The organism is Glutamicibacter sp. NPDC087344 (genome assembly GCF_044744225.1).
Lineage (GTDB): Bacteria > Actinomycetota > Actinomycetes > Actinomycetales > Micrococcaceae > Glutamicibacter.
On the sequence record NZ_JBIUXY010000011.1, the window covers coordinates 1 to 21,687 of the forward strand.

General features: G+C 63.0%; 22 protein-coding genes and 1 riboswitch. Of the genes, 12 read left to right on the forward strand and 10 right to left on the reverse strand.

Annotated features, from left to right (window positions below):
* The coding region (locus ACIOWL_RS17185; RefSeq protein WP_400387840.1) for an HNH endonuclease at window positions 1-831 on the forward strand (831 nt) is incomplete at its 5' end.
* Window position 832: 1 nt separating this feature from the next.
* Here the strand turns inward: ACIOWL_RS17185 and ACIOWL_RS17190 are convergent.
* Window positions 833-1,663 carry an HAD family hydrolase gene (locus ACIOWL_RS17190; protein ID WP_400387843.1) on the reverse strand — a complete coding sequence of 277 codons (831 nt, stop codon included), beginning with the start codon at window positions 1,661-1,663 and terminating at the stop codon, window positions 833-835.
* A gap of 125 nt (window positions 1,664-1,788) precedes the next feature.
* Window positions 1,789-3,066, reverse strand: coding sequence for a serine--tRNA ligase (gene serS / locus ACIOWL_RS17195; RefSeq protein ID WP_400387846.1), 1,278 nt, complete (start codon window positions 3,064-3,066; stop codon window positions 1,789-1,791).
* A 38-nt stretch (window positions 3,067-3,104) separates the two neighbouring features.
* On the opposite strand from serS, the gene ACIOWL_RS17200 reads away from it, so the two are divergent.
* Entirely contained in the window at window positions 3,105-4,151 is a 1,047-nt protein-coding gene (locus ACIOWL_RS17200) for a diacylglycerol/lipid kinase family protein (RefSeq protein ID WP_400387849.1), read from the forward strand.
* On the opposite strand, the gene pheA is transcribed toward ACIOWL_RS17200, so the two are convergent.
* Both pheA and ACIOWL_RS17210 read right to left on the reverse strand, forming a co-directional pair.
* Window positions 4,148-5,071: a prephenate dehydratase gene (gene pheA, locus ACIOWL_RS17205; RefSeq protein ID WP_400387852.1), complete on the reverse strand. Its 924-nt coding sequence runs from the start codon at window positions 5,069-5,071 to the stop codon at window positions 4,148-4,150. The two genes, ACIOWL_RS17200 and pheA, sit on opposite strands and share 4 nt — an antisense overlap.
* Window positions 5,068-5,394: a rhodanese-like domain-containing protein gene (locus ACIOWL_RS17210; RefSeq protein ID WP_400387855.1), complete on the reverse strand. Its 327-nt coding sequence runs from the start codon at window positions 5,392-5,394 to the stop codon at window positions 5,068-5,070. Before ACIOWL_RS17210 ends, pheA begins: the two co-directional genes overlap by 4 nt.
* A gap of 66 nt (window positions 5,395-5,460) precedes the next feature.
* Between ACIOWL_RS17210 and ACIOWL_RS17215 the strand changes: the two genes are divergently transcribed.
* Window positions 5,461-6,813, forward strand: coding sequence for an amidase (locus ACIOWL_RS17215; RefSeq protein ID WP_400387858.1), 1,353 nt, complete (start codon window positions 5,461-5,463; stop codon window positions 6,811-6,813).
* 52 nt (window positions 6,814-6,865) lie between these two features.
* Window positions 6,866-8,323: a peptide MFS transporter gene (locus ACIOWL_RS17220; protein WP_400387861.1), complete on the forward strand. Its 1,458-nt coding sequence runs from the start codon at window positions 6,866-6,868 to the stop codon at window positions 8,321-8,323.
* A 60-nt stretch (window positions 8,324-8,383) separates the two neighbouring features.
* Here the strand turns inward: ACIOWL_RS17220 and ACIOWL_RS17225 are convergent, their stop codons facing one another.
* The 3 genes from ACIOWL_RS17225 to ACIOWL_RS17235 all read right to left on the reverse strand — a co-directional run bounded on the left by ACIOWL_RS17225 (window position 8,384) and on the right by ACIOWL_RS17235 (window position 9,748).
* A complete protein-coding gene (locus ACIOWL_RS17225) occupies window positions 8,384-8,593 on the reverse strand; it encodes a helix-turn-helix domain-containing protein (protein ID WP_400387864.1) in 210 nt (69 codons plus the stop codon).
* Between the two features lie 3 nt (window positions 8,594-8,596).
* Complete coding sequence (locus ACIOWL_RS17230; RefSeq protein ID WP_400387867.1) at window positions 8,597-9,352, reverse strand: hypothetical protein; 756 nt, start codon at window positions 9,350-9,352, stop codon at window positions 8,597-8,599.
* 66 nt (window positions 9,353-9,418) lie between these two features.
* On the reverse strand, window positions 9,419-9,748 hold the full coding sequence (locus ACIOWL_RS17235) for a DUF4190 domain-containing protein (protein ID WP_400387869.1): 330 nt from the start codon (window positions 9,746-9,748) through the stop codon (window positions 9,419-9,421).
* Window positions 9,749-9,803: 55 nt separating this feature from the next.
* On the opposite strand from ACIOWL_RS17235, the gene pgm reads away from it, so the two are divergent.
* On the forward strand, window positions 9,804-11,402 hold the full coding sequence (gene pgm, locus ACIOWL_RS17240) for a phosphoglucomutase (alpha-D-glucose-1,6-bisphosphate-dependent) (RefSeq protein ID WP_400387872.1): 1,599 nt from the start codon (window positions 9,804-9,806) through the stop codon (window positions 11,400-11,402).
* Here the strand turns inward: pgm and ACIOWL_RS17245 are convergent.
* From ACIOWL_RS17245 to ACIOWL_RS17255, 3 genes are all read right to left on the reverse strand, one after another.
* Complete coding sequence (locus ACIOWL_RS17245) at window positions 11,399-12,847, reverse strand: amino acid permease (protein WP_400387875.1); 1,449 nt, start codon at window positions 12,845-12,847, stop codon at window positions 11,399-11,401. The two genes, pgm and ACIOWL_RS17245, sit on opposite strands and share 4 nt — an antisense overlap.
* Before the next feature lie 79 nt (window positions 12,848-12,926).
* Window positions 12,927-14,360, reverse strand: coding sequence for an aldehyde dehydrogenase family protein (locus tag ACIOWL_RS17250; protein WP_400387878.1), 1,434 nt, complete (start codon window positions 14,358-14,360; stop codon window positions 12,927-12,929).
* Between the two features lie 86 nt (window positions 14,361-14,446).
* Window positions 14,447-15,112 carry a GntR family transcriptional regulator gene (locus ACIOWL_RS17255; protein ID WP_400387881.1) on the reverse strand — a complete coding sequence of 222 codons (666 nt, stop codon included), beginning with the start codon at window positions 15,110-15,112 and terminating at the stop codon, window positions 14,447-14,449.
* 81 nt (window positions 15,113-15,193) lie between these two features.
* Between ACIOWL_RS17255 and ACIOWL_RS17260 the strand changes: the two genes are divergently transcribed.
* The 7 genes from ACIOWL_RS17260 to thiD all read left to right on the forward strand — a co-directional run bounded on the left by ACIOWL_RS17260 (window position 15,194) and on the right by thiD (window position 21,668).
* Window positions 15,194-15,910, forward strand: coding sequence for a fumarylacetoacetate hydrolase family protein (locus ACIOWL_RS17260; RefSeq protein WP_400387884.1), 717 nt, complete (start codon window positions 15,194-15,196; stop codon window positions 15,908-15,910).
* A 3-nt stretch (window positions 15,911-15,913) separates the two neighbouring features.
* Window positions 15,914-16,672: an SDR family NAD(P)-dependent oxidoreductase gene (locus ACIOWL_RS17265; RefSeq protein ID WP_400387887.1), complete on the forward strand. Its 759-nt coding sequence runs from the start codon at window positions 15,914-15,916 to the stop codon at window positions 16,670-16,672.
* Window positions 16,673-16,718: 46 nt separating this feature from the next.
* Window positions 16,719-18,332, forward strand: a complete 1,614-nt coding sequence (locus ACIOWL_RS17270) for a hypothetical protein (protein ID WP_400387890.1) — start codon at window positions 16,719-16,721, stop codon at window positions 18,330-18,332.
* Entirely contained in the window at window positions 18,329-18,694 is a 366-nt protein-coding gene (locus tag ACIOWL_RS17275; RefSeq protein WP_400387892.1) for a GntR family transcriptional regulator, read from the forward strand. The genes ACIOWL_RS17270 and ACIOWL_RS17275 overlap by 4 nt, the downstream gene beginning before the upstream one ends.
* A 37-nt stretch (window positions 18,695-18,731) precedes the next feature.
* A riboswitch (TPP riboswitch) is annotated at window positions 18,732-18,826 on the forward strand.
* Complete coding sequence (gene thiM / locus ACIOWL_RS17280) at window positions 18,816-19,610, forward strand: hydroxyethylthiazole kinase (RefSeq protein ID WP_400387895.1); 795 nt, start codon at window positions 18,816-18,818, stop codon at window positions 19,608-19,610. It overlaps the preceding riboswitch by 11 nt.
* Complete coding sequence (gene thiE, locus ACIOWL_RS17285) at window positions 19,603-20,244, forward strand: thiamine phosphate synthase (RefSeq protein WP_400387898.1); 642 nt, start codon at window positions 19,603-19,605, stop codon at window positions 20,242-20,244. The genes thiM and thiE overlap by 8 nt, the downstream gene beginning before the upstream one ends.
* A complete protein-coding gene (gene thiD / locus ACIOWL_RS17290; RefSeq protein ID WP_400387901.1) occupies window positions 20,241-21,668 on the forward strand; it encodes a bifunctional hydroxymethylpyrimidine kinase/phosphomethylpyrimidine kinase in 1,428 nt (475 codons plus the stop codon). Before thiE ends, thiD begins: the two co-directional genes overlap by 4 nt.
* Window positions 21,669-21,687: the final 19 nt, after the last annotated feature.

The window sequence follows — 21,687 nt, forward strand, 5'->3', positions numbered from 1 at the left end:
GTGAACATCAGCGGCAAACTCCCCCTGGCCACCGGCATCGCCCTGCAACAAAGCCTGCGCAAAAGAGCCCGCAAACTCCGCCAACACGGCGACCCACGCACCCTCGCCCAACTCGAAGCAGACCTGTTCATCGGCCACGCCGTCCAAGGACACCCCGACAAACTCCCCCTGAAACTGGACATCCGGCTGATCATGACCGACAAAACCCTGTTCCTGGGCACCCGCACCCCCGCCTACCTCGAAGGCTACGGAAACATCCCCGCCCAACACGCCAGGGAACTGATCGCCGCCGCCGAAATCCGCAACGAGAACTACTTCCACCAATACCCCAAGGACCACGACGACCTCGCCCGCCGCATCGAGTCCTTCCCCGAAATCCAACGCCTCTACACCGCCCCCGGAGACACCGAACTGATCGCCATGGACTCCAAAGCCAGGATCTTCCCCAAATCCCTGCGGGAGTTCATCAAGATCCGCGACAAGCACTGCCGCACCCCCTACTGCGACCAACTGGTCGAAGAAACCGACCACGTCATCCCCCACCACCTGGGCGGACCTACCAACGTACTTAATGCTGATGGTCGCTGTAGTCTGTGCAACAAGGCCAAAGAATCCCCGAACTGGATCGAAGTGCCCATCGAAGAATGCTTCCCCCTGCACACCATCAGGATCAACCCCGGCACCGGGGCGTACTATCAATCGGTCGCTCCACCGGTGACCGGGTACCGGCACCGGAAATTCCCGGAGTTGCTAGCTCGCTCGAAGTGGGTCCGCGGGAGAAAACTGGTCCGTGAAGTGTTTATCGATCCTCACCCGGACCCAGAAGACTAACTCACCGTTGCAGGAGTTCCTCGAGGACTACCGCCAAGCCATCGTCGTCAACACCATCGGTAATTGCATCCGCGACGTCCTTGACCTCGTCCGGAGCCTGCCCCATGGCGACGCCGAGCCCGGCCCACTGGAGCATCTCAATATCGTTGCGCCCGTCGCCCACGGCCAAGGTGTCATCGGTATCGAACTTCAGGATGGCCCTCAGCCGTTCCAAGCTGCTGGCCTTGGTCGTTCCCTCCGCGGCGATGTCCAGCCACGCGGTCCAGCCGACCGAGTACGTGACCCCGGAGAGTCCCAGGCCCTGCACCGCACGCCCGAAGTCCTCCGCCGTGGCATCGGTTGAAAACACCACCACACGCACGGCCATGCTGTTGACCAGCTCGTCGAAGTCCACCACCTGGGCTTGCGCCCCGAAACTTGCATCGGTGAAAACATCGCTGGACAGAAATTCTCCGCGTTCATTCTCCAGCGCGTATTTGGCGTTCGGCAGCGAGCGCCACAGCGCGGCCAGAGCCAGCGAGGGATCAAAAACTTCGCGGTGGAGTACTTCTACTTGCTCGCCGCTGACCTTGGCCAGGACGCCGCCATTGCTGGCCACCACGTAGCCGTGGTCTATGCCCAGCTCGCGGACGATGGGCAACGCGGCACCCAGCGAACGTCCGGTGGAAATCACCACCTCGTGTCCGCGGTCCACCACCTGGCGGGCACTGCGGCGCACGCGCTCGCTCATCTGTCCCTGATGGTTGACGATCGTTCCGTCAACGTCGAGGCAAATCATCAATTTTCGTGTGTTCAACCGGTCATCGTTGCCGGTTCTAGTTAAAACTGTCATGTCCCCAGTGAACCATCACCGGAGGAATAATGCGATGATCCGCAGCACAAGCGCGGGTGAACAACAGGTGAAACACCACCTGCCTTAAGCAGAAAAGCCGGCCCGAAGGCCGGCTTTCCCGTTTTTTACTTGAGGACTTCCAGCCCACCGAGGTATGGCTGCAGCGCCTTCGGCACGTTCACGGTGCCGTCCGCGTTCTGGTGCGTTTCCAGGATTGCGACGATCCAGCGGGTGGTGGCCAGCGTGCCGTTCAGGGTGGCTACCGCGCGGGTCTTGCCTGGCTTGCCGTCAACGATCTCGCGTTCGCGGATGTTCAGGCGGCGAGCCTGGAAGGTGGTGCAGTTCGAGGTCGAGGTCAGTTCGCGGAAGGTCTCCTGAGTCGGAACCCACGCCTCGCAGTCGAACTTGCGGGCGGCGCTCATGCCCAGGTCGCCAGCGGCCGTGTCGATGACACGGTAGGCAAGCTCCATGCGGCCGAGCATGTCTTCTTCCATGGCCAGCAGCTTCTGATGCTCCGCCTCGGCGTTTTCCACCGCGGTGTAAACGAACATCTCAAGCTTGTTGAACTGGTGCACACGGATGATTCCGCGGGTGTCCTTGCCTGCCGAACCGGCCTCGCGGCGGTAGCAGGAGGACCAACCGGCGTAACGGATCGGTCCGTCGGACAGGTCCATGATCTCGTTGGCGTGGTACCCGGCCAGGGCCACCTCGGAGGTGCCGACCAGGTACAGGTCATCACGCTCCAGCTTGTAGATCTCGTCGTCGTGCTCGACGTCGAAACCGGTGCCCTGCATCGTTTCCGGGCGAACCAGGGTCGGGGTGATCATCGGAATGAAGCCGTGCTCCATGGCCACGTCCAAGGCCATGTTCATCATGGCGATTTCCAGGCGCGCGCCAATGCCCTTGAGGAAGTAGAAGCGGGAGCCGGAGACCTTGGCGCCGCGTTCCATGTCAATGGCGTCGAGCTTCTCTGCGATCTGCAGGTGGTCAAGCGGTTCGAAGCCCTCTGCGGCAAAATCGCGCGGGGTGCCCACGTGTTTGACCACGGTGAAGTCGTCCTCGCCGCCGGCAGGAATGCCGTCGATGATCAGGTTCGGAATTGAGCGCTGCAACGCCACGGACTTCGCACCTGCCTCATCGGAGGCGGCCTGCGCGGATTTAACCGACGCGGCAAGTTCTTTAACCTCAGCAAGCAGCGCGGTGCGCTCCTCGCCCTTGGCCTTGCCTACCTTTTTGGAGAACGCGTTCTGCTCTGCACGCAGGCGCTCAAAGGTGGCGATGGTCTCTCGACGGGCTGTGTCAGCTTCAATGAGCTGGTCGATCAGCGACTCGTCGGCACCGCGGGCACGTTGCGAAGCGCGGTACAAATCCGGATTTTCGGTGAGCATTTTCAGGTCGATCACACATTAAGCGTAGCAACCATGAGTACGATGAGAGCACTATGCAGACAAATAGGGCGATCATTTTCTCTGCCGCGGCCGCGGCCGCTGCCGCCGCGGCGACCAGCTGGTATTCGGTGCGCAAGCTTTCGCAGTCGAATAAACCCCTGAGCAGGCCTGCCGAGGCGGTCGCCCAGGCGGAGCCCCGCAAGGTCGCGCTGATCATCAATCCCTCCAAGTCAGGAGGGGAGAATGCGACTCAGGCGGTCGCTCGGGTGTGCGCCGAAGCGGGGCTGGACGAACCGCTGATTTTTAACACCACCGTGCAGAACGCCGGGCAGGATGCGGCGCAGAAAGCGCTGGCAGCCGGGTGCGACACAATTGTTGCCGCCGGCGGCGATGGAACCATTCGCGCCGTGGCCGAAGCCCTGGAAGGCACCCAAACCACCTTGGGAATCATCCCGCTGGGCACCGGAAACCTGCTGGCGCGCAATGTCCAAATCCCCCTCGACGACCTGCAAACCGCCGCCTTTGTGGCGGTGCGCGGCACCGTGCGGCGCATCGACGTCGGCCACATGAAACTGAATCTGCTTGACGGCAGCACCGCGGATCACGCATTTTTGGTGATTGCCGGGGTGGGAACCGACGCCGACCTGTTTGACGACACCGATGAAGAGATGAAGTCCAAGGTCGGCTGGCTGGCGTACTCGCAGGCGGGTTTGCGCCAGCTGCCGGGCCGGCGCAAACGGGTGCACTTCAAGCTCTCCGGGGACTCCAATTGGCAGACCCGCAAGGTCCGCTCGGTGCTGTTCGCCAACGTGGGCAAACTGCAGGGGCTGGACTTCGTGCCGGATGCGAAACTTGATGACGGGGTGCTCGACGCGGTGGTGTTATCGCCGCGGTCGGCCGCCGGGTGGACCTGGATCTTCCTGAAGACCGCGTTCCGGGCGAAAAACAAGATCCCGGTCATGAGTTTCTACCAGACCAGCGGGATCTCCCTGCGCTGCGCTGAACCAATGAACACGCAGATCGACGGGGATCCCACCGGCCAGGTCAACGAACTTGAGGTGTCGGTCAGCCCCGGTTCGTTGCGCCTGCGAACCCCCTAAAGGCGATCGCGCAGCGCCTGCACCCATTGGCGCGCTTCGATAAACGCGTCATCCGAGTTGTGCGTATCGATGAACGGGCGGGTACCCGCGGCGGCCGGGTAAGACCCCAGGAACCGCAGTTCCGGGCACAAGCGGTGCAGCCCGGACAGGGCCGCGGAGACACGTTCCTCGGCGACGTGGCCTTCCACATCCACCGAGAAGAAGTAGCTTCCCAGCCCCTGGCCGGTCGGACGGGATTCGATCCGCGAGAGGTTGACCCCGCGCGCGGTGAACTGCTCCAGGATCCCCATCAGGGCACCCGGGCGGTCCTCGGTCAGCGGCAGAATCAATGTTGATTTATCCACCCCGGTAGGTTCCGGGATTTGCCCCGGGCGGGTGACCAGGATGAACCGGGTGACCGCGCCGAGGTTGTCTTCAACCCCGCGCACCAGCACGTTGAGCCCGCGTTCGTCGGCGACCAGGGGGCTGCAGATGGCCGCGTCGTGGTGCTGCTCGGGATCCAGCAGTCCCAGCGCGCCGGAGGCGGTGGAGGAGGCCGGGGTGAAAACCGCCGCCGGGATATTGGCTTCGGCCCACAGCCGGCACTGCGCCCAGGCGTGGCCGTGGGTTGCCACCTGTTTGATCTGGCTCAGCTCGGTAATTCCGGCGCGCGCCGCGAGCACAAAGGTGATCGGCACCAGGATTTCGGCCACGATCTGCAGCGAGTCTCCGGTGGCAATGGAGTCAAGTGTCGCCGAGACCCCGCCCTCCACGGAGTTCTCGATGGGCACCACGGCCGCGTCCACGTCCCCCTCGCGCACCATTGACAGGGCGACGTTGACGTTGGCGGCGGGAATCCGCTCGGCCTCGCGGGCACCGTCCAGCTGCAGCAGCGCGGATTCGGTGAAGGTTCCCGAAGGACCAAGATAGGCGTATTTCATCGAACGCTAGGCTCCTGACCATTTTCTGATTCCATGGGCAAATTGGCTTCGATCCAGGCGTCGGATCCGCCGGCAATGTTGAACGCGGTGTAACCCAAACCGGTCAGCCAGGCGGCGGCCTGCGCCGAACGCCCGCCGGTGCGGCAGATGACGTAGGTGTCCACGTCCGGATCCAATTCGGAAACGCGCTCGGGAAGCGTGCCCAGCACCACGTGGGTGGCTCCCGCGGCATGCCCGGCTTCCCACTCGAAGTCCTCGCGCACATCCAAGATAAATGCGTCCTTGGGGACGTTGTTCACTGTGACGGTTTCGAAGTCGCTCATGGCTGGAATTCCTTTTCGATTGGGTGTTTGCTTTAAAGACTAGTCATTCCTGCGTCGAAAGCTGATATGTTGCCCTCAAGCGCCGTGAGATTGCGTGATCAGTTGGCCAGCGGTGAAATCTCCAGCCGCGAGGCCACCGCGCACTACCTGCAGCAGATCGACAAGCAGCGCGCCCTGGGCGCCTTTGTACATGTCAGCGACGCCGCCATGGATGCGGCCGCGCGGGCCGATGAGGTGTTTGCGAAACACCCCGAGCAGCTGGGCAGGATGCACGGGATGCCCACCGCGCTCAAGGACCTGAACGACGTGGCGGGGATGCCCACCAGTTATGGCTCGGCGGCGGTGGAACACGTGAGGGCGCCGCGGGATTCGGCGCTTGCCGCCCGGCTGCGCGCCGACGGGGTGGTGTTCCTGGGCAAAACCCAGGTGCCGGAGTTCGGGTTGAGCAGCTATTCGGAAAACCTCATTGCCGCCCCCTCGCGCAACCCGCACGACCCGACCCGATCCTCCGGCGGGTCCTCCGGCGGGCAGGCGGCGGCGGTGGCCGCGGGCCTGATCCCGCTCGGCCCCGGCTCGGATGGCGGGGGCTCGGTGCGCATCCCGGCCGCGGCCTGCGGGCTGGTGGGGCTCAAACCCTCGCTGGGCCGCGTGCCCAGCGATGTGCTGGAAGGCTACAGCGACAGGTTTGGCGCTCCCAAACTCACGGTTTCGGGTCCCTTGGCCCACGACGCGCTGGATGCGGCCCTGCTGCTGGACACCATGCGCGGGTCGGATCACTACCTGCCGTTGCTGCGCGGCGGCTACCCGCAGGAGCTGGCAAATCTGCGGATCGGCTACAGCACCCATTCGCCCTTCCAGAGCGCCTATGAGATCACCGTGTCCCCCGAGGCGCAGGAGGCGTTCACCGCGGGGCTCACCCGGCTTGGACAGGCGCACCATGTCGAGCTGGCGCGGCTGGCCTATGCCGAGGACTACCCGGAGGCGTTCGCCGCGGTGTGGACCAACGGGCTGAAGGACCTGGTGCTGGATGATGAATCGAAGTTGGGTGTCCTGGCGCGCGACTTCCGGCGCCGTTCGCAGGAGCGCAGCGCCAAGGACAGCGCCCAAGCGGCCACCCGCATCAGGCAGATCGCGGCCGACTTCATCCGGCAGTGGTCGGCGTACGACGTGATCGCGACCCCGGCCCTGGCTGGAGTCCCGCCGCTGGTGGGGCACTATACCCAAGGTTCGGCGCAACGCGATTATATGTTGCAGTGCCAATACTCCCCCTTCAGCTCCATGGTGAACGTCGCCTCGGCCGCCGCGATTACCGTACCCGTGGGTACCAGTAAAGAGGGCCTCCCACTGGGGATTCAGCTGATTTCTCCGCGTTCGGATGAGGGGATGCTGCTGGCTTTAGCGTTGCAGATCTCAATGTGAACTTTCCGACAGAAGTAGGTACTCGCCTGTCGAAAGGCGAAAAATATTACGTATGTCTACTGCAACACCGAGCACTCAACGCCCGGCCAAAACCTTTTTTGGCCATCCGGGCACGCTCGCAAACCTGTTCAGCGTCGAGATGTGGGAACGTTTCTCCTTCTACGGCATGCAGGGTTTGCTGGCCTACTACATGTACTATTCGGTCACCGATGGCGGCCTCGGCATGGAGCAGGGCCTGGCCCTGTCCCTGGTGGGAGCCTATGGCGGCGCCGTCTACCTGTCCACGATCCTGGGCGCCTGGTTCGCCGACCGCCTATTCGGTTCGGAGCGGGTCTTGTTCTGCTCGGCCGTGGCCATCATGCTCGGCCACATCGGCCTGGCGGTGCTTCCGGGCTACGTCGGTCTGGTTGCCGGCCTGGTCCTGGTGGCAGTCGGTTCCGGAGGCCTGAAGGCCAACGCCGTCGCCCTGGTCGGCTCGCTGTACGCCAAGGACGATCCGCGGATCGACGCCGGGTTCTCGCTGTTCTACATGGGTGTGAACATCGGCGGGTTGATCGGCCCGCTGCTCACCGGCTGGCTGCAGGTCACCTACGGCTTCCACGTGGGCTTCGCCGCCGCGGCGATCGGCATGGGCATCGGCCTGGGCATCTACGCCGCCGGCCGCAAGAACCTGCCCGGGGCCGGGCGCATCCCGAACAACCCGCTGCCGGCGTCCGAGCGCAAGCGCTACGTGGTGATCTACGCCGCGGTTCTAATCCTGATCATCGCCGCATTCGCCAGCAAGATCGTGACCCCGGAAAACTTGGCCAGCACCATCGCCTACGTTGTCATCGGCGCCTCGGTCATCTACTTCGCACTGATCCTGCGCAGCAAGAAGGTCAATGCCACCGAGCGCAAGCAGGTCTGGGCGTTCATTCCGTTCTATATTGGTTCGGCCGCCTTCTGGGCCCTGTTCCAGCAGCAGTTCACCTTCATCGCCGCGTACTCCGATCAGCGGCTGGACCGCCACCTGGGCGGCTGGGAAATGCCGCCGAGCTGGGTTACCTCGATCAACCCGGTCTTCATCATCATCTTCGCCGGCGTTTTCGCCGCGTTGTGGACGAAGCTGGGCAAGCGCCAGCCGCGCACCTCGATTAAGTTCGGCCTGTCGCTGGTGATCGTGGGAGCCGCGTTCCTGCTCTTCATTCCGCTGGAGTCCTTCGAGAAGACCCCGCTGCTGGCGCTGGTGGGAATCCTGTTGCTGTGCACCTTCGCCGAGCTGCTGCTTTCACCGGTCGGCCAGGCCATCGCCACGAAGCTGGCTCCGGCCGCCTTCGGCACCCAGATGATCGCCCTGTTCTTCCTGTCGGTATCGCTAGGCACCACCCTGTCCGGGGTGCTCGCCGGCTACTACACCGAGGGCAACGAGATCCCTTACTTCATCGCCATGGGCGGCACCGCCGTCGTCCTGGGTCTCGCCATGATGGCAGCCACCCCAGGCCTGAAGAAGCTGATGGGCTCGATCCACTAGGCTCTAAGAACAGCAATACCGCGGCGCGGACCTTCCTGGAGGAGGTCCGCGCCGCGGTTTTTAACGCAGCACCAGCAGGTCGCCGATCTCGCAATCCAGCGCATGGCAAATGGCGATCAGGGTACTGAACCGGATCGCCTTGGCGCGGTCATTTTTCAGGACCGACAGGTTCACCACCGACACGTCGACCAATTCGCTGAGCTGAGCCACGGTCATCTCGCGTTCGGCAAGCAGTTCGGTCAACCGGCAATGCACACCGCGAAGTTCCACCAGCTACACCAACCCGTCGGTATCGTGCTTCAACCGCTCGTTCTGCCGAGCCAAGCGCATTCCAGCATTCACCAGCTCAACCACGACTAAAATGGCCAGGGCCATAAACAACGGCCCGAATTCATAATTGATGGAGAAGGTCGGCTCCGGCCAGGGGGAGGAACCGGGAAATTCTTGCTCGCCCACACTCGCATACCCGTCGACCCTCAGTGTTTCTTCGCCCACCCGGTAAGTGCCAATACCGGTAAGCGTCTGGCCGAGCAGGGTTCCAAAGGCCAGAGCGCCGGCAGAGAGCCTGCCCATTCGCAGCAGGGAGCCGCTGAACGGCTTGGCGGAAATAAGTTTGTTGCACAGGGTGATGACCGCCGCCAGCACCGCGGCCGCGGCCAGCCCGGAGACCAGCATGCCTGCGGCCAACAGTCCACGCGTTGCAAAGCTCAGGTTCGTTGCGGTGACCGAGACCGTCGTGATTTCGCTGTGCACGGTTCCTGCATGGTCAGGAGTGACGCTGATGACCGAAGGATACTGCGGCCAGTAGGGCTCAACCGGCACCTGGACGTTCATCTCCCCATTGGCAAGCGCGGTCACGATGCCAAGGAGCGCCGAACCGCTGATCAGGATCAGCCCGATCCATGCGATGACCCTGGTGAAGGCGAGAACACCGCCCGCGCTGGATGCCCTGCCGCGCAGCGCGTAAGCAATTCCGAGAACGACTAGCACCGCCAGCAGGCAAAGTATCAGCAGCGATGAAAATAGCATGATCGCAACAGCCCTATCGATATTCGTTAACAACGATTATCGATAAGATAGCACACCGCGGTCTTTTTAGGTGTAGTCCAGATCTTCGTACACGTAATCCGAATACTCGTAGAACGTCTCCGGCACCCAGAAGATCAGCCAGATGATGAACGCATAAACCACCACCGCGATCACCAGGGAAATCCAGGAGGTGATCAGGCCTCCCAGGGCCAGGCCCCGAGAGGCCGGTTCCCGGCGGTAACCTAGGTGCCCGGTGATGACTCCAGCCAGCGGAACTAGGATAATAAAGGCGAAGCCCAGTATCGAGAGGATGCCGAGCACCAACGACGCCACCGACAGTCCGGAGGATTCCGGAGGTCGCTGGTAGGGGTTTTGCGGGTATGGGTAGTAGCTCATCACTTTCTATTGTCTATGAACTTGTGGACATCGCACCAGCTAGGAGAGACACACAGTGGCACACGAACGAGCCGGCCTGCCGGCGCAGGAAACCGATCTGATCGACCTCGACGCGGTTCTCAAGGCCTACGCGGACATTGTCCCTTCCTCCAGCAACCCGGATCAGGCAGTTATTTTCGGTACCTCCGGCCACCGCGGCAGCTCGCTGAACGGCACGTTTAATGAGGCGCATATCGCGGCCATCACCCAGGCGGTGGTGGATTACCGCACCGCGGCCGGCATCACCGGACCGATGTATGTGGGCAAGGACAGCCACGCATTGTCCGAACCCGCCTACCGCACCGCGCTTGAGGTGCTGGCCGGAAACGGGGTCCGGGTGCTCGCCGAAGACGGCCTGACCCCCACCCCGGCGGTGAGCCACGCCATCTTGGTCCACAACGCCCCCAGCGGCGAGCAGGCGGACGGGTTGATCATCACCCCGTCGCACAATCCTCCGGCCGACGGCGGCATCAAGTACAACCCGCCGCACGGAGGGCCTGCCGAATCCGAGATCACCGGCCCCATCGCGGCGCGCGCCAATGAACTGCTGGGAAGCGAGCAGATCAAACGCGGAACCCCGGATGCCACGGCATTCGACTTCCGCGAGCTGTATATTGCCGATCTGGCGCAGGTGATCGATTTCCAGGCGATCGCCGACTCCGGAATCTCCATCGGCGCAGATCCGCTGGGCGGCGCCTCGGCGTACTACTGGGGTGAGATCGGCCGTCGTTACGGGCTGAACCTAAGTGTGGTCAATGAGGCGGTGGATCCGCGTTTCGGTTTCATGTCCCTGGACAAGGACGGCAAGATCCGGATGGACTGCTCCTCGGCCCATGCCATGGCCTCGCTGGTCGCCAACCGGGAAACCTACGACATTTCCACGGGCAACGACGCGGATGCCGACCGCCACGGCATTGTCACCCCAGATGCCGGGCTGATGAACCCGAACCACTTCTTGGCGGTGGCCATCGACTACCTGCTCACCCACCGCCCGCAGTGGCCGGCGGATGCGAAGATCGGCAAAACACTGGTTTCCTCGGTGCTGATCGACCGCGTGGTGGCGGCCCAGGGGCGCGAGCTGTTGGAAGTCCCGGTGGGCTTCAAGTACTTTGTGGAGCCGTTGGCCTCCGGCGACGTGGCTTTCTGCGGGGAGGAATCGGCCGGGGCAAGCTTCCTGGACCTGGCCGGGCGGGCCTTCAGCACGGACAAGGACGGCATCATGCTGGCCCTGCTGGCCAGCGAGATCCGCGCGGTCACCGGAAAGAGCCCAAGCCAGATCCATGCCGAGCTGGTCGCCCGCCACGGGGGAAGTTTCTACGACCGTTTCGACGCCCCGGCCAACCGCGAGCAGAAGGCCCTGCTGGGCAAGCTGAACCCGGCAATGGTCAGCGCCACCGAGCTTGCCGGGGATCCGATCACCGGCAAGATCACGCAGGCCGCCGGTTTCGAGATTGGCGGGCTGAAGGTTTCCAGCGAACACGCCTGGTTCGCGGCGCGCCCCTCGGGCACCGAAGACATCTACAAAATCTATGCAGAGTCGACAAAATCACCCGAGCACTTGGCGCAGGTGCTGCGCGAGGCCCGGGTGATTGTTGATGCGGCGTTGAACGCCTAGTTCAGCTTCGTGCTCCAGGGGTCGATCTTCACGGCTGGCTGCTTGCGGGTAGCCAGCCAGTGCCCCAGCCACAGCAGCAGGAACAGCGGCAGGCCAATGTAGCTGGAGGCCATCTGCAAAAGATTTCCATCGAGCACCGCCTGGTAGTTCTGGCCGGCGATGACAACAATCAGGATCACAAAGGCCAAGATCGGCCCCAGCGGGAACAGCGGCGCCTTGTAGGGCAGGTTGGCCAGGTCCTGGCCACTGGCAAGATACTGTTTGCGGAATTGATAGTGGCAGACCGCGATCCCCACCCAGGCGATGAATCCGGACAGGCCCGAGACATTCAGCAGCCAGGTGTAGGCCGCGCCCTGCCCGATGATCGCGGTCAAAAAGCCGAAGAGCCCTACCGAGGCGGTCATCAGCATGGCCGGCAGCGGCACTCCGCGGCGGTTCAGCTTGGCGAAAATCTTGGGCGCCTTGCCGTCGAGGGCCATCGAATACAACATGCGCGACGAGGCATATAAGCCAGAGTTGCCGGCCGAGAGGATGGCGGAGAGGATTACCGCGTTCATCAGCGCCGCCGCGAAGGCGATGCCTGCACGCTCGAACACCATGGTGAATGGCGAGGCCGCGATGTCCGTCGCCTCGGAGGACAGCAGCGTCGGGTCGGTGTACGGAATCAGCATGCCGATGATGAAGATCGCGCCGATGTAAAACAGCATGATGCGCCAGAAGATCGCCTTGATCGCCTTGGGGATGTCGCGTTTGGGGTTTTCCGCCTCGCCGGCGGCCACGCCAACCAGTTCGGTGCCCTGGAAGGAGAAGCCGGCGATCATGAAGACCGAAACGATGGACAGCCAGCCCCCGACGATCGGCGCCTCGCCCTGGGTCCAGTTGCTAAAGCCCGGCGACGTGCCGCCGAGGATGCCGAAAATCATGGCCACACCGCAGATCAGGAACACGATCACGGTGATGACCTTGATCATCGCCAGCCAGTATTCCCCCTCGCCGAAGGCCTTGGCGGACAGGGCGTTCAGCCCCGTGAGCAGCACCAGGAAGAGCCCGGCCCAGATCCAGCTGGGTGAATCCGGGAACCAGTAGGACATGATGATGCCGGCGGCCACCAGCTCGGCCGCCACAGTAATGGCCCAGTTGAACCAGTAGTTCCAGCCGATCGCAAACCCGAAGTGGCGATTGACGAAGACCGTGGCATAGGTCTGGAAGGAGCCAGCCACCGGCAGCCGCGCGCTCATTTCCCCCAGCGACTGCATCAGCAGCAGCACCATCAGGCCGATCAGGCCATAGGCGATGAGCGATCCTCCCGGACCAGCCTGGGCGATGGTGCCGCCGGAGGCGACAAATAATCCGGTTCCGATCGATCCGCCAATTGCAATCATCTGCAAGTGGCGGGCCTTGAGACCACGCGTCAGACCGTCCTTGGACGGTGCGGGCTCACTCATGCGTTACAGCTCCTGGTGCCTAGAAAATTTCAACCTTTCAATCCAAGCACCCTGGCAAGCTAAAACGCTATGAACCGCGCTACAGTAAGCGATCAATAATCTTTCGCTTAGCCCATGAATATGGAGGATATATCGCGCTCAAGGTGTCAACCACCGTAGTTTTGCTCAGTTCTGAGCGCATTTGCGAAAGACGGTCGAATCCATGCTTGCCATGGTAGGAGCCCATTCCGCTGGCCCCAACACCACCGAAGGGCAGGGATGGAACAATCATCTGGGCCAGCGGCGCGTTGTGCACGATCGCCCCGGCGCGCACCCGGTCGGAGAAGATCGACTGCAGGCGCGGGCTTTCACTCATCAGGTACGCGGCCAGCGGGGTGGGTCGGGCCGCGATGAATTCAAGCGCCTCCTCGAAGGACGCCACCTGAATCACCGGCAGGATCGGGCCGAAAATTTCCTCGTGCATCAGCGTGCCGTCCAGCTCGACGTTGCGCATGATGGTAGGGGCGATCCGCAAGGTCGCCTCGTCGAATTGGCCGCCGTGCACCACCTCGCCCTGCTCGAACATGTCCAGCAGGCGTTGGAAATGCCGGCGGCTGGCAATCCGCCCGAAGTCCGGGTGGGTCAGCGGCTCCTTGCCGTAGAAGCTGGTGATGCTCTGGCCCAGGCGATCAATCAGCGGCGTCGAATCCCCGATGCTCAGCACATAGTCCGGCGCCACACAAGTTTGGCCCGCATTCATGAATTTTGCGTAGGCCAGACGTTTGGCGGTGGCCGGCAGCTGATTGTCCACCACGGCCGGGGACTTGCCGCCCAGCTCAAGGGTGGTGGGGGTCAGGTGTTTGGCGGCCGCGGCGGCAACCACCTTGGCGACCTTCTCCCCTCCGGTGAAAAAGATGTGGTCCCAGCGCGCGGCCAGCAGCTCGGTGGCGGTGTCCACCCCGCCCTCGATCACCGCGAACACCCGGTTATCCAAGTACACCGGCAGGAACTTGGCCAGTGCGCCGGAGGTTGCGGGGGCGATTTCCGAGGGTTTGAGAACCGCCGCGTTTCCGGCGGCGATGGCCGCGACCAGCGGGGCCAGCATCAGCTGGAGCGGGTAGTTCCAGGGGCCGATGATCAGCACCACACCCAGCGGGCGCGCCTCGATCTTGGCCATGGCAGGCTGCAGGGCCAGCGGCACCTTGACGTTGGTGTGATCCATCCACTCGGCCAGGTGGCGCAGCGCAAAATCGATCTCCGCGCGCACCACGTCGACCTCTGAGAATTTGGCTTCGGTGGCCCCCTTGCCAAGATCCTCGTTCAGCGCGGTGAGGAAATCATCCAGGTGCTCGTCAAGCATCTTTTCCAGGGCGCGCAGCTGTTGCACACGGAAGCGCCGCGGATGGGTAATGCGGCTGTCGGCCGAGTGCCGCAGGTGGCTTAGCGTGGCGGCGATTTTTGACGGATGCTCATCCACCGGCGGCGCGAAGTCGCCGACGGGATCGGGCAGCGGATTGGAAGTAAACAGACCCATAAACCGAGACTACGTCAACGGGCCGAAGATGACCCGCTTGCAACCGGTTTTCTTGGTTAACAACCATCGATTCGCGCGGGGAGAGGTCACTGCCCGGCGGAATCCAATGCCGCGGTGATGTGTTCCAGGCTGGCACCCAAGTGGCTGCGAATGGCCTGGTCCGCCGCCTCGGGATCATTGTTTTTGCAGGCATCCAGGATGTTTTGATGCTCTTGGGCAATCCGCGGCGAAGCGCTGTTGGTGCTTGCGTAAATCTGCAGGTACGCGCTGGAGGAGACACGCAGGTTGTTGATGAGGGCCGCTAGCTGATGCATGCCCGACAGCCCGTAGAGGCCGGTGTGGAATTGGTTGTTCAGCTCCACGGTGCGCGCCGGATCCGCGCAAACCGCCAATTCGGCCAGGATCGCCTCCAGGGCTGGCGCGTCGTGCGGGGTGAAAACTTCGGCGGCCTGGCGGATGGCCAGCGCTTCGAGTTCGATGCGGATCAGGTATTGCTCGCGGACTTGGGCGACGGATGGCTTGAACACCGTGGCTCCGCGCTGCGGTTCGAAACTGACCAGGCCTTCGATGCGCAATTGGGCGATTGCCTCACGCACGGGTGTGCTGCTGACTCCAAAACGTTTGGCCAACTCGTTTTGGCGTAATTTTTCCCCGGCAGGGATCTGCCCCGAGGTGATCTCGGCTCGCAATTGCGCCGCAATGCTTCCGGCGATTGTTCTCGCTAATTGCGGGGCAGGGAGGGTTTCGGCCATACAAAAATCCTACCGCGCTCGGCATCAGGCTCTCGCGACGAGGTATTGACGCGAAATATCGAATATGCATATTATTCTTCCATGACAAAATATGCATATTCTGAGCTTCAGGCTCCGAGCCTTGCCCTCCAGCAGCAGAACCTGCCCATCACCCGCCCCTCCAAGGTCATCTGTGTCGGGTTGAACTACCTGGACCATGCAATCGAGGCCGGAGTGCCAGCACCGGCTTCACCGTTGCTGTTCGCCAAGTGGCCGAACACGCTGATCGGCGACGGGGCGGAAATCCACATCCCCGAGGGTATTCGCACCGACTACGAAGCCGAACTGGCGGTGGTGATCGGGCGGACCGCACGGAACGTCGCGGAAGAAGAAGCGCTGGACTACGTCGCAGGGTACTTGTGCGCCAACGACATCTCGGCGCGCGATCTGCAGTTCAACGACGGGCAGTGGGTTCGCGGAAAGTCGCTGGATACCTTCTGCCCGATCGGTCCGCAGCTGGTTCCCGCCGCCCGGATCCCGGATCCGCAGAATCTTGTTATCACGCTGCGGCTCAACGGCGAGGTGCTGCAGAGCTCGAACACCTCCCAGATGATTTTCTCCGTCGCCCAGCTGATCAGCTTCGCCTCGCGCACCGCCACCCTGGAGCCAGGAGACGTGATCCTCACCGGCACCCCGGCCGGGGTGGGAGTCTTCCGCAATCCGCCGGTCGGCTTGAAGGAAGGCGATGAAGTGAATGTCGAAATCCAAGATATCGGCACGCTGTCCAATACCGTGCGCATCGTTACCCAAGGAGCCTAGAAAATGAAATTGCAGGGAAAAATTGTGCTGGTCACCGGCGGCGGGCAAGGCATCGGCCGCGGCATCGTTGAACGATTCCTGGACGAAGGTGCGCTGGTGGCCATCGCGCAGCGCAACATCGCGAGTATCCAGGACCTCCCCGCCGACCGGGTGCTGCTGGTGAAGGCCGACCTGAGCAACACTGTTTCCATCGCCTCGGTGGTAACAGAGGTTGTCGAGCACTTTGGCGGGCTCGATGTCCTGGTGAATAATGCGGGAATCATGTTCGAACGGAGCGTGGATGAGATCAGCCTGGATGAATGGAACCAGATGATGTCCGTGAACCTGACCGCGCCGCTGTTTTTGGTCCAGGCCGCCCTGCCCCACCTGAAAAACAGCGGGGAGGCAAGCATCATCAACATCGGTTCAATCGAAGGAATAGCCGCCAACCCCGAGCATGCGGCCTACTGCGCGTCAAAGGCGGCGATCCATGGCCTGACCAATGCCCTGGCGGTGGATTTGGGTGCGTTCGGCATCCGCTGCAATGCCATCGCGCCGGGCTGGATTACCTCCGCCTTGAGTGAAAACTACATCCAGGCGCAACAGAATCCAGCCCAGGCCCAGCAGGAATTAATCAGGATGCATCCGGTAGGTCGCGTGGGGAAGCCGCACGACATTGGCGACCTGGCGGTTTTCCTCGCGTCGAGCGCCTCGGCATTCATTACCGGGCAGATTATCGTGGCAGACGGGGGACGCACCTCAAAACTTCCGCTGCCGTTCTGATGGCGGATCGAGGCTGGAGGTCCGGCATCACCCGTGAGGCTCGGCGGTGGGTGGCGGCGGTGCCCGTCCTCCTGCGAATACCTTTCTTTTGTATCAATTAGTTGATACATTAACGAGCATGCAGGATATTTCGTCGACCACTTTCGGGCTAGCCCTCATGGCCGGAATCATCTACGTCTGGCTCAGAGCTGTGGCTCGTAACAGGAATTCACCCCCACTGGCTCGCGCCAAATCGCATTCTTTCTGGTGCGCCCTGATCGCGTTCTTCGCCAGCACCTCGACCTCAGGTGAGTCCTTCTGGTCGACCACCGCCGAAAATTCTGCCCAATTCTCCACGCCGGGTTTCTGGCTCGACGTGCTCAGTCCGGCCCTCTGGCTCGGGACCGTGTACCTCATCGGACTCTACAGCTGGCCGCGTGAACTCAAAAGCGTGCGCAGCGCGTCGCTTGAGTCGCGTTCGTTGACCACCCCGATACCCAGACGCTTGCTCGCTACCGTGAGCGTACTCGTCGCATTATCGGTAGCCAGCTTATGGCCCATGCTTCACCAACCGGGTTTCGCACCGGTACCTGCCGTTGAGATTGTCGTCGCCGGACAAATAATGACAATGGAGGCCCAGAGCGGCGTCCTGTCCGGTGAGCGGACACTGCTCTGCTCGGCACTGCTGATTGTTGTGCTGATAGCTACCATGGCGATTCTGGCACTGGTGACCCTGCGCCGCCGACCGTTAAACGGAATCACCCATCACGATAATCAGGTGATACGTTCACTGTGGCTGAACCGGTTGTTGCGCACCGGCGGGTTCCTTTTAACAGTGATCATCGCAGACAATCTCCGTTTTGCCGCGACATCCCCCTGGGCGGAAGTTGCCGACAGCAATTTGATGAATCTCGCAAATGTCGTCATGCTGGCAGTCAGCGCGGTGATGTTCTTTTGGGCGCCGAAATCATCTTTTGAAGGTGAACGTCAACGTGCCGCACGCAACGGGTTCGGACGTGCTCGCGACCACCTTTTGGCCTTGGCTTTTGTCGCCACCACGGTAGCCTTGTTGTCCGTGTATGTTTTCGGTGTGTCCATTACCTACGTCTGGGAGACCGAGGAGTTTTGGGAACGCCCGGTCATCGGCGAATATGCATTCTCCACCCTGCTCGTCATGCTGCTTGCCTCCCTGTCTTACCTGCTGACCACCAGCGCACTGACCTTCTATGGACACTTCATGGCCGGGGCCGCGCGGGATCTTCCACGGCACTCCCGCGCACTGCCCCGTTACCTCTACTGGGTTGCCGGGATACTGGCAGCAACTGGAATCTATCTTTTATTCGCCCCGCCACACGATCCGCAGACGCTGCTGCTCACCGCAACACCAGGGGCAACAGCTGGCGTGATCACGGCGCTTGCAGCCGGCGCTATTGCCGCGATCTGGTGGGTTCGCCATTGCGCGATCCCATGGAAACTCAGTTCGGAGGAAGAGATCTGGTACCGGCAGGTCCTTGAGTTCCGGTTCCTTCGCACGATGTGCAGCGTACTGTTATTGATGCCCACCTGGACTTACGATCTTGGCCCATTGCTCACGGCAATCGGGCTGATTCCCTTCTGCATTCCTTCTATGGTGGTTCTGAATAAACCCACGGCATCAATTCCTTACAGGCAATTTGCATGAGCGCCCAGATCACCGTTGATCTGGACTCGGCGCTGCCGCCCTATGAACAGATCCGCACCCAGATCGCCTCGCTGATCTCGCTGGGCGAGCTGCGCGCCGGAGACAAACTTCCAACGGTGCGCGCGCTGGCCACCGACCTGGGGGTGGCCGCCGGAACCGTGGCCCGCGCCTATAAGGAACTGGAAGCCGAGGGGCTGATTTCGTCGCGGCGCCGCGCGGGAACCGTGGTTAATGAGCTGGCCGGAAGCCAGGTGCTGAACGAGGATCTGGTGCAGGCGGTGGACCGGGTCTGGGAATTAGCCGCGAGCCTGGGGGTGGATGCGGCGACGGTGAAGGCGCTGGTTGAGCGTCGGGCGCGTTAAGAATTTGTTCTTGCGCGCTAACCTGCGTACCCTCGGGAACAGTGACACGGGGTGTCGGAAAAGCCGACTGAGATAAAACCCGTTGAACCTGAACTAGGTCAAGCTAGCGGAGGGATGTCGCATGACTCTACCTGTTGTTGCCCGTAAATACCGGGAAAACTCCCCCTTGGTGTTCTGCCTGACGAACGCCGTGGTCACCAATTTCACCGCCAATGTGCTGCTTGCCTCCGGCGCCGCACCGGCCATGACCGACCTTCCCGGGGAAGCCGGGCCCTTTGCCGCGGCGGCGTCCGCGGTTTTGGTCAACCTGGGCACACCGACCACCGAGCAATTGGCGGCCATCGAAGAAGCCGTCGAGTCGGCGAGCGCCGCCGGAACCCCGTGGGTGCTGGATCCGGTGGCCGTCGGCGCATTGCCGGTGCGCACCGAGTTCGCCCGACGCATCGTGACCCAGCGGCCCACCCTGATCCGCGGCAACGCCTCGGAGATCATGGCGCTGGCCGGGTGGGAGTCCGCAGGGCGCGGGGTGGACTCGCTGGACAGCGTGCATCAGGCTATTGCCGCCGGACGCGAGCTGGCCGTGAAATACGGTTCGGTGGTTGCGATTTCCGGTGAGGCCGATGCGATCATCGATGCGCGGCGCACCGTGCTGGTGCACACCAACGGCATCGGGCTGACCCGGATCACCGGGGGCGGCTGCGCCCTGGGTGCGGTGTGCGCGGGAATGCTTGCGGTGCATGAGGACCCCTTCGAGGCCGCCGTGGCGGCTCACGGGTTCTACGGCCTGGCCGCCGAAAAGGCGTTGCAGGCAAGCACCGGCCCGGGCAGTTTTGCCGTGGCATTCCTGGATGCACTGGCGGCCGTTGAGCCCGCCGACCTTGAGACCCTGAATTGTGAGGAGAAGAACCATGCGTGATCTTGGAGCCTACCTGGTGGCGAACACCGCCAGCTGCACCCCGCACAGCACCCTTGAGGTGATCGAAGCCGCCGTGGCCGGCGGGATTCACTGGGTACAGCTGCGCGCCAAGGACGAAAGCGCGCGCGAATTCTTCGGGCTGGCGCTGGCGGCCGCGAAGCTGACCGAAGGCAAGGCGGAACTGCTGATCAACGACCGGATCGACGTGTTCCTGGCGGCCCGGGCCGCGGGTGCCGCGGTGAGCGGCATCCACATCGGGCAGAAGGACGTGCCGGTGCGGTTGGCCCGCGAGCTGATCGGCCAGGGGATCATCGGGCTCAGCGCCTCCACACCGGAGCAGATCGCCCAGGCAAACGCCGACGCGCAGTTCATCAACTATCTGGGGGTTGGCGCGGTGCGCGCGACCCCCACCAAAAAGGACCACCCCACGCCGCTGGGTCTTGACGGGTTCGCCCACCGGGCGTCGTTAAGCGACCTGCCCTGCGTGGCGATCGGCGCGGTGACTGCGGATGACGCCGCGGCTATTCGCACGGCCGGCGGCGCCGGGCTGGCCGTGGTGCGTCCGGTGTGCCAGGCCGATGATCCGCGCGCCGCCAGTGCGCTGCTGGTGTCCGCGTGGGAGGGGGCTAAATGAAAAACATCCTCTCCATTGCAGGCTCCGATCCGTCCGGCGGCGCCGGGATCCAGGCTGATCTGAAGTCGATCGCCGCCAATGGCGGTTACGGCATGGCGGTCATTACCGCGCTGACCGCCCAGAACACCCACGGGGTCAGCGGGGTGCAGGCAATTGGCGGTGAGTTTGTCACCGCGCAGCTGCAGACGGTTGCCGCTGATGTGCGCATCGACGTGGTGAAGATCGGGATGCTGGCCAACCAGGAGATCATCAACGCGGTGGCCGACTGGCTGGATACCCTCAGCGTCCCGGTGGTGCTCGACCCGGTAATGGTGGCCACCAGCGGCGATGCGCTGCTGGAGGACGCCGCGGGACTGCACCCGTTGCTGCAGCGGGCCACGGTGATCACCCCGAATATCGCCGAGCTCGGCGCCCTGCTGGGTGCCGCCCCGGCGCAGGACTGGGATGCGGTGCTGGAGCAGGCCGAACGTTTGGCCGCCGAGCATCAGGTGCTGGTGCTGGCCAAGGGCGGGCACCTGTCCGGGCTCCAATGCCCGGATGCGCTGGTGGCGGCAAGCGGGGTGCTGGCCCAGTTCAGCTCGCCGCGGATCGCCACCGAGAACACCCATGGCACCGGGTGCACCCTTTCCAGCGCGCTGGCAACCCATTTCGCCGCCACCGGGGACTGGGTCCAGGCCCTGGCCGCGGCCAAGGGCTACCTTGAGCGGGCCATCGGCGGAGCCGATGAACTCCAGGTCGGTACAGGGCACGGCCCGGTGAACCACTTCATCGATTTTTTCCCTGGCGCCGATCCGATGGCCGCCTGGTGGGAGGACATCGCGGTGCTGCGGGCGGGAATCGATGAGCTGCAGTTCATCACCGAACTGGCCGACGGCAGCCTGGAGCGTGAGAAGTTCGACTACTACCTGGCGCAGGATGCGTTGTACCTGCAGCGTTACGCGCAGGTGCTCGCGCAGGCCAGCGCGCTGGCTGACGAGCTGGATTCCCAGCGTTTCTGGGCCAAGGGCGCCGGGGAAATCCTGGAGGGCGAGCTGCAGCTGCACCGCAGCCACCTGGGCCAGGGTTTGGCCAACCCGTCGGCCACCACGCTGAATTACGTGAACCACCTCTCCTCCTGCACCGGGAGCTACCCGGAGCTGATCGCCGCGATCCTGCCGTGCTACTGGCTGTACCAGGACATCGGCAAACGCCTGGCCGCGGCCAATCATGCGGGCCACCCTTACGGGGACTGGCTGAAGACCTATGCCAGCGTGGAGTTCGATGAATCCACCGCGCAGGCAATCGAGCTGGTGCGCGATGCCTGGAAACGTGCCGATGGTGCGCAGCGCGAGCGGATGCGCCAGGCGTTTATCCGTTCTTCCCAGCATGAGCTGGCGTTCTTCGCGCAAGCCCATGAGCACAGCGTAGAATTCTCTACGGCCTAAAACCCGTTGGGGCCGCGAT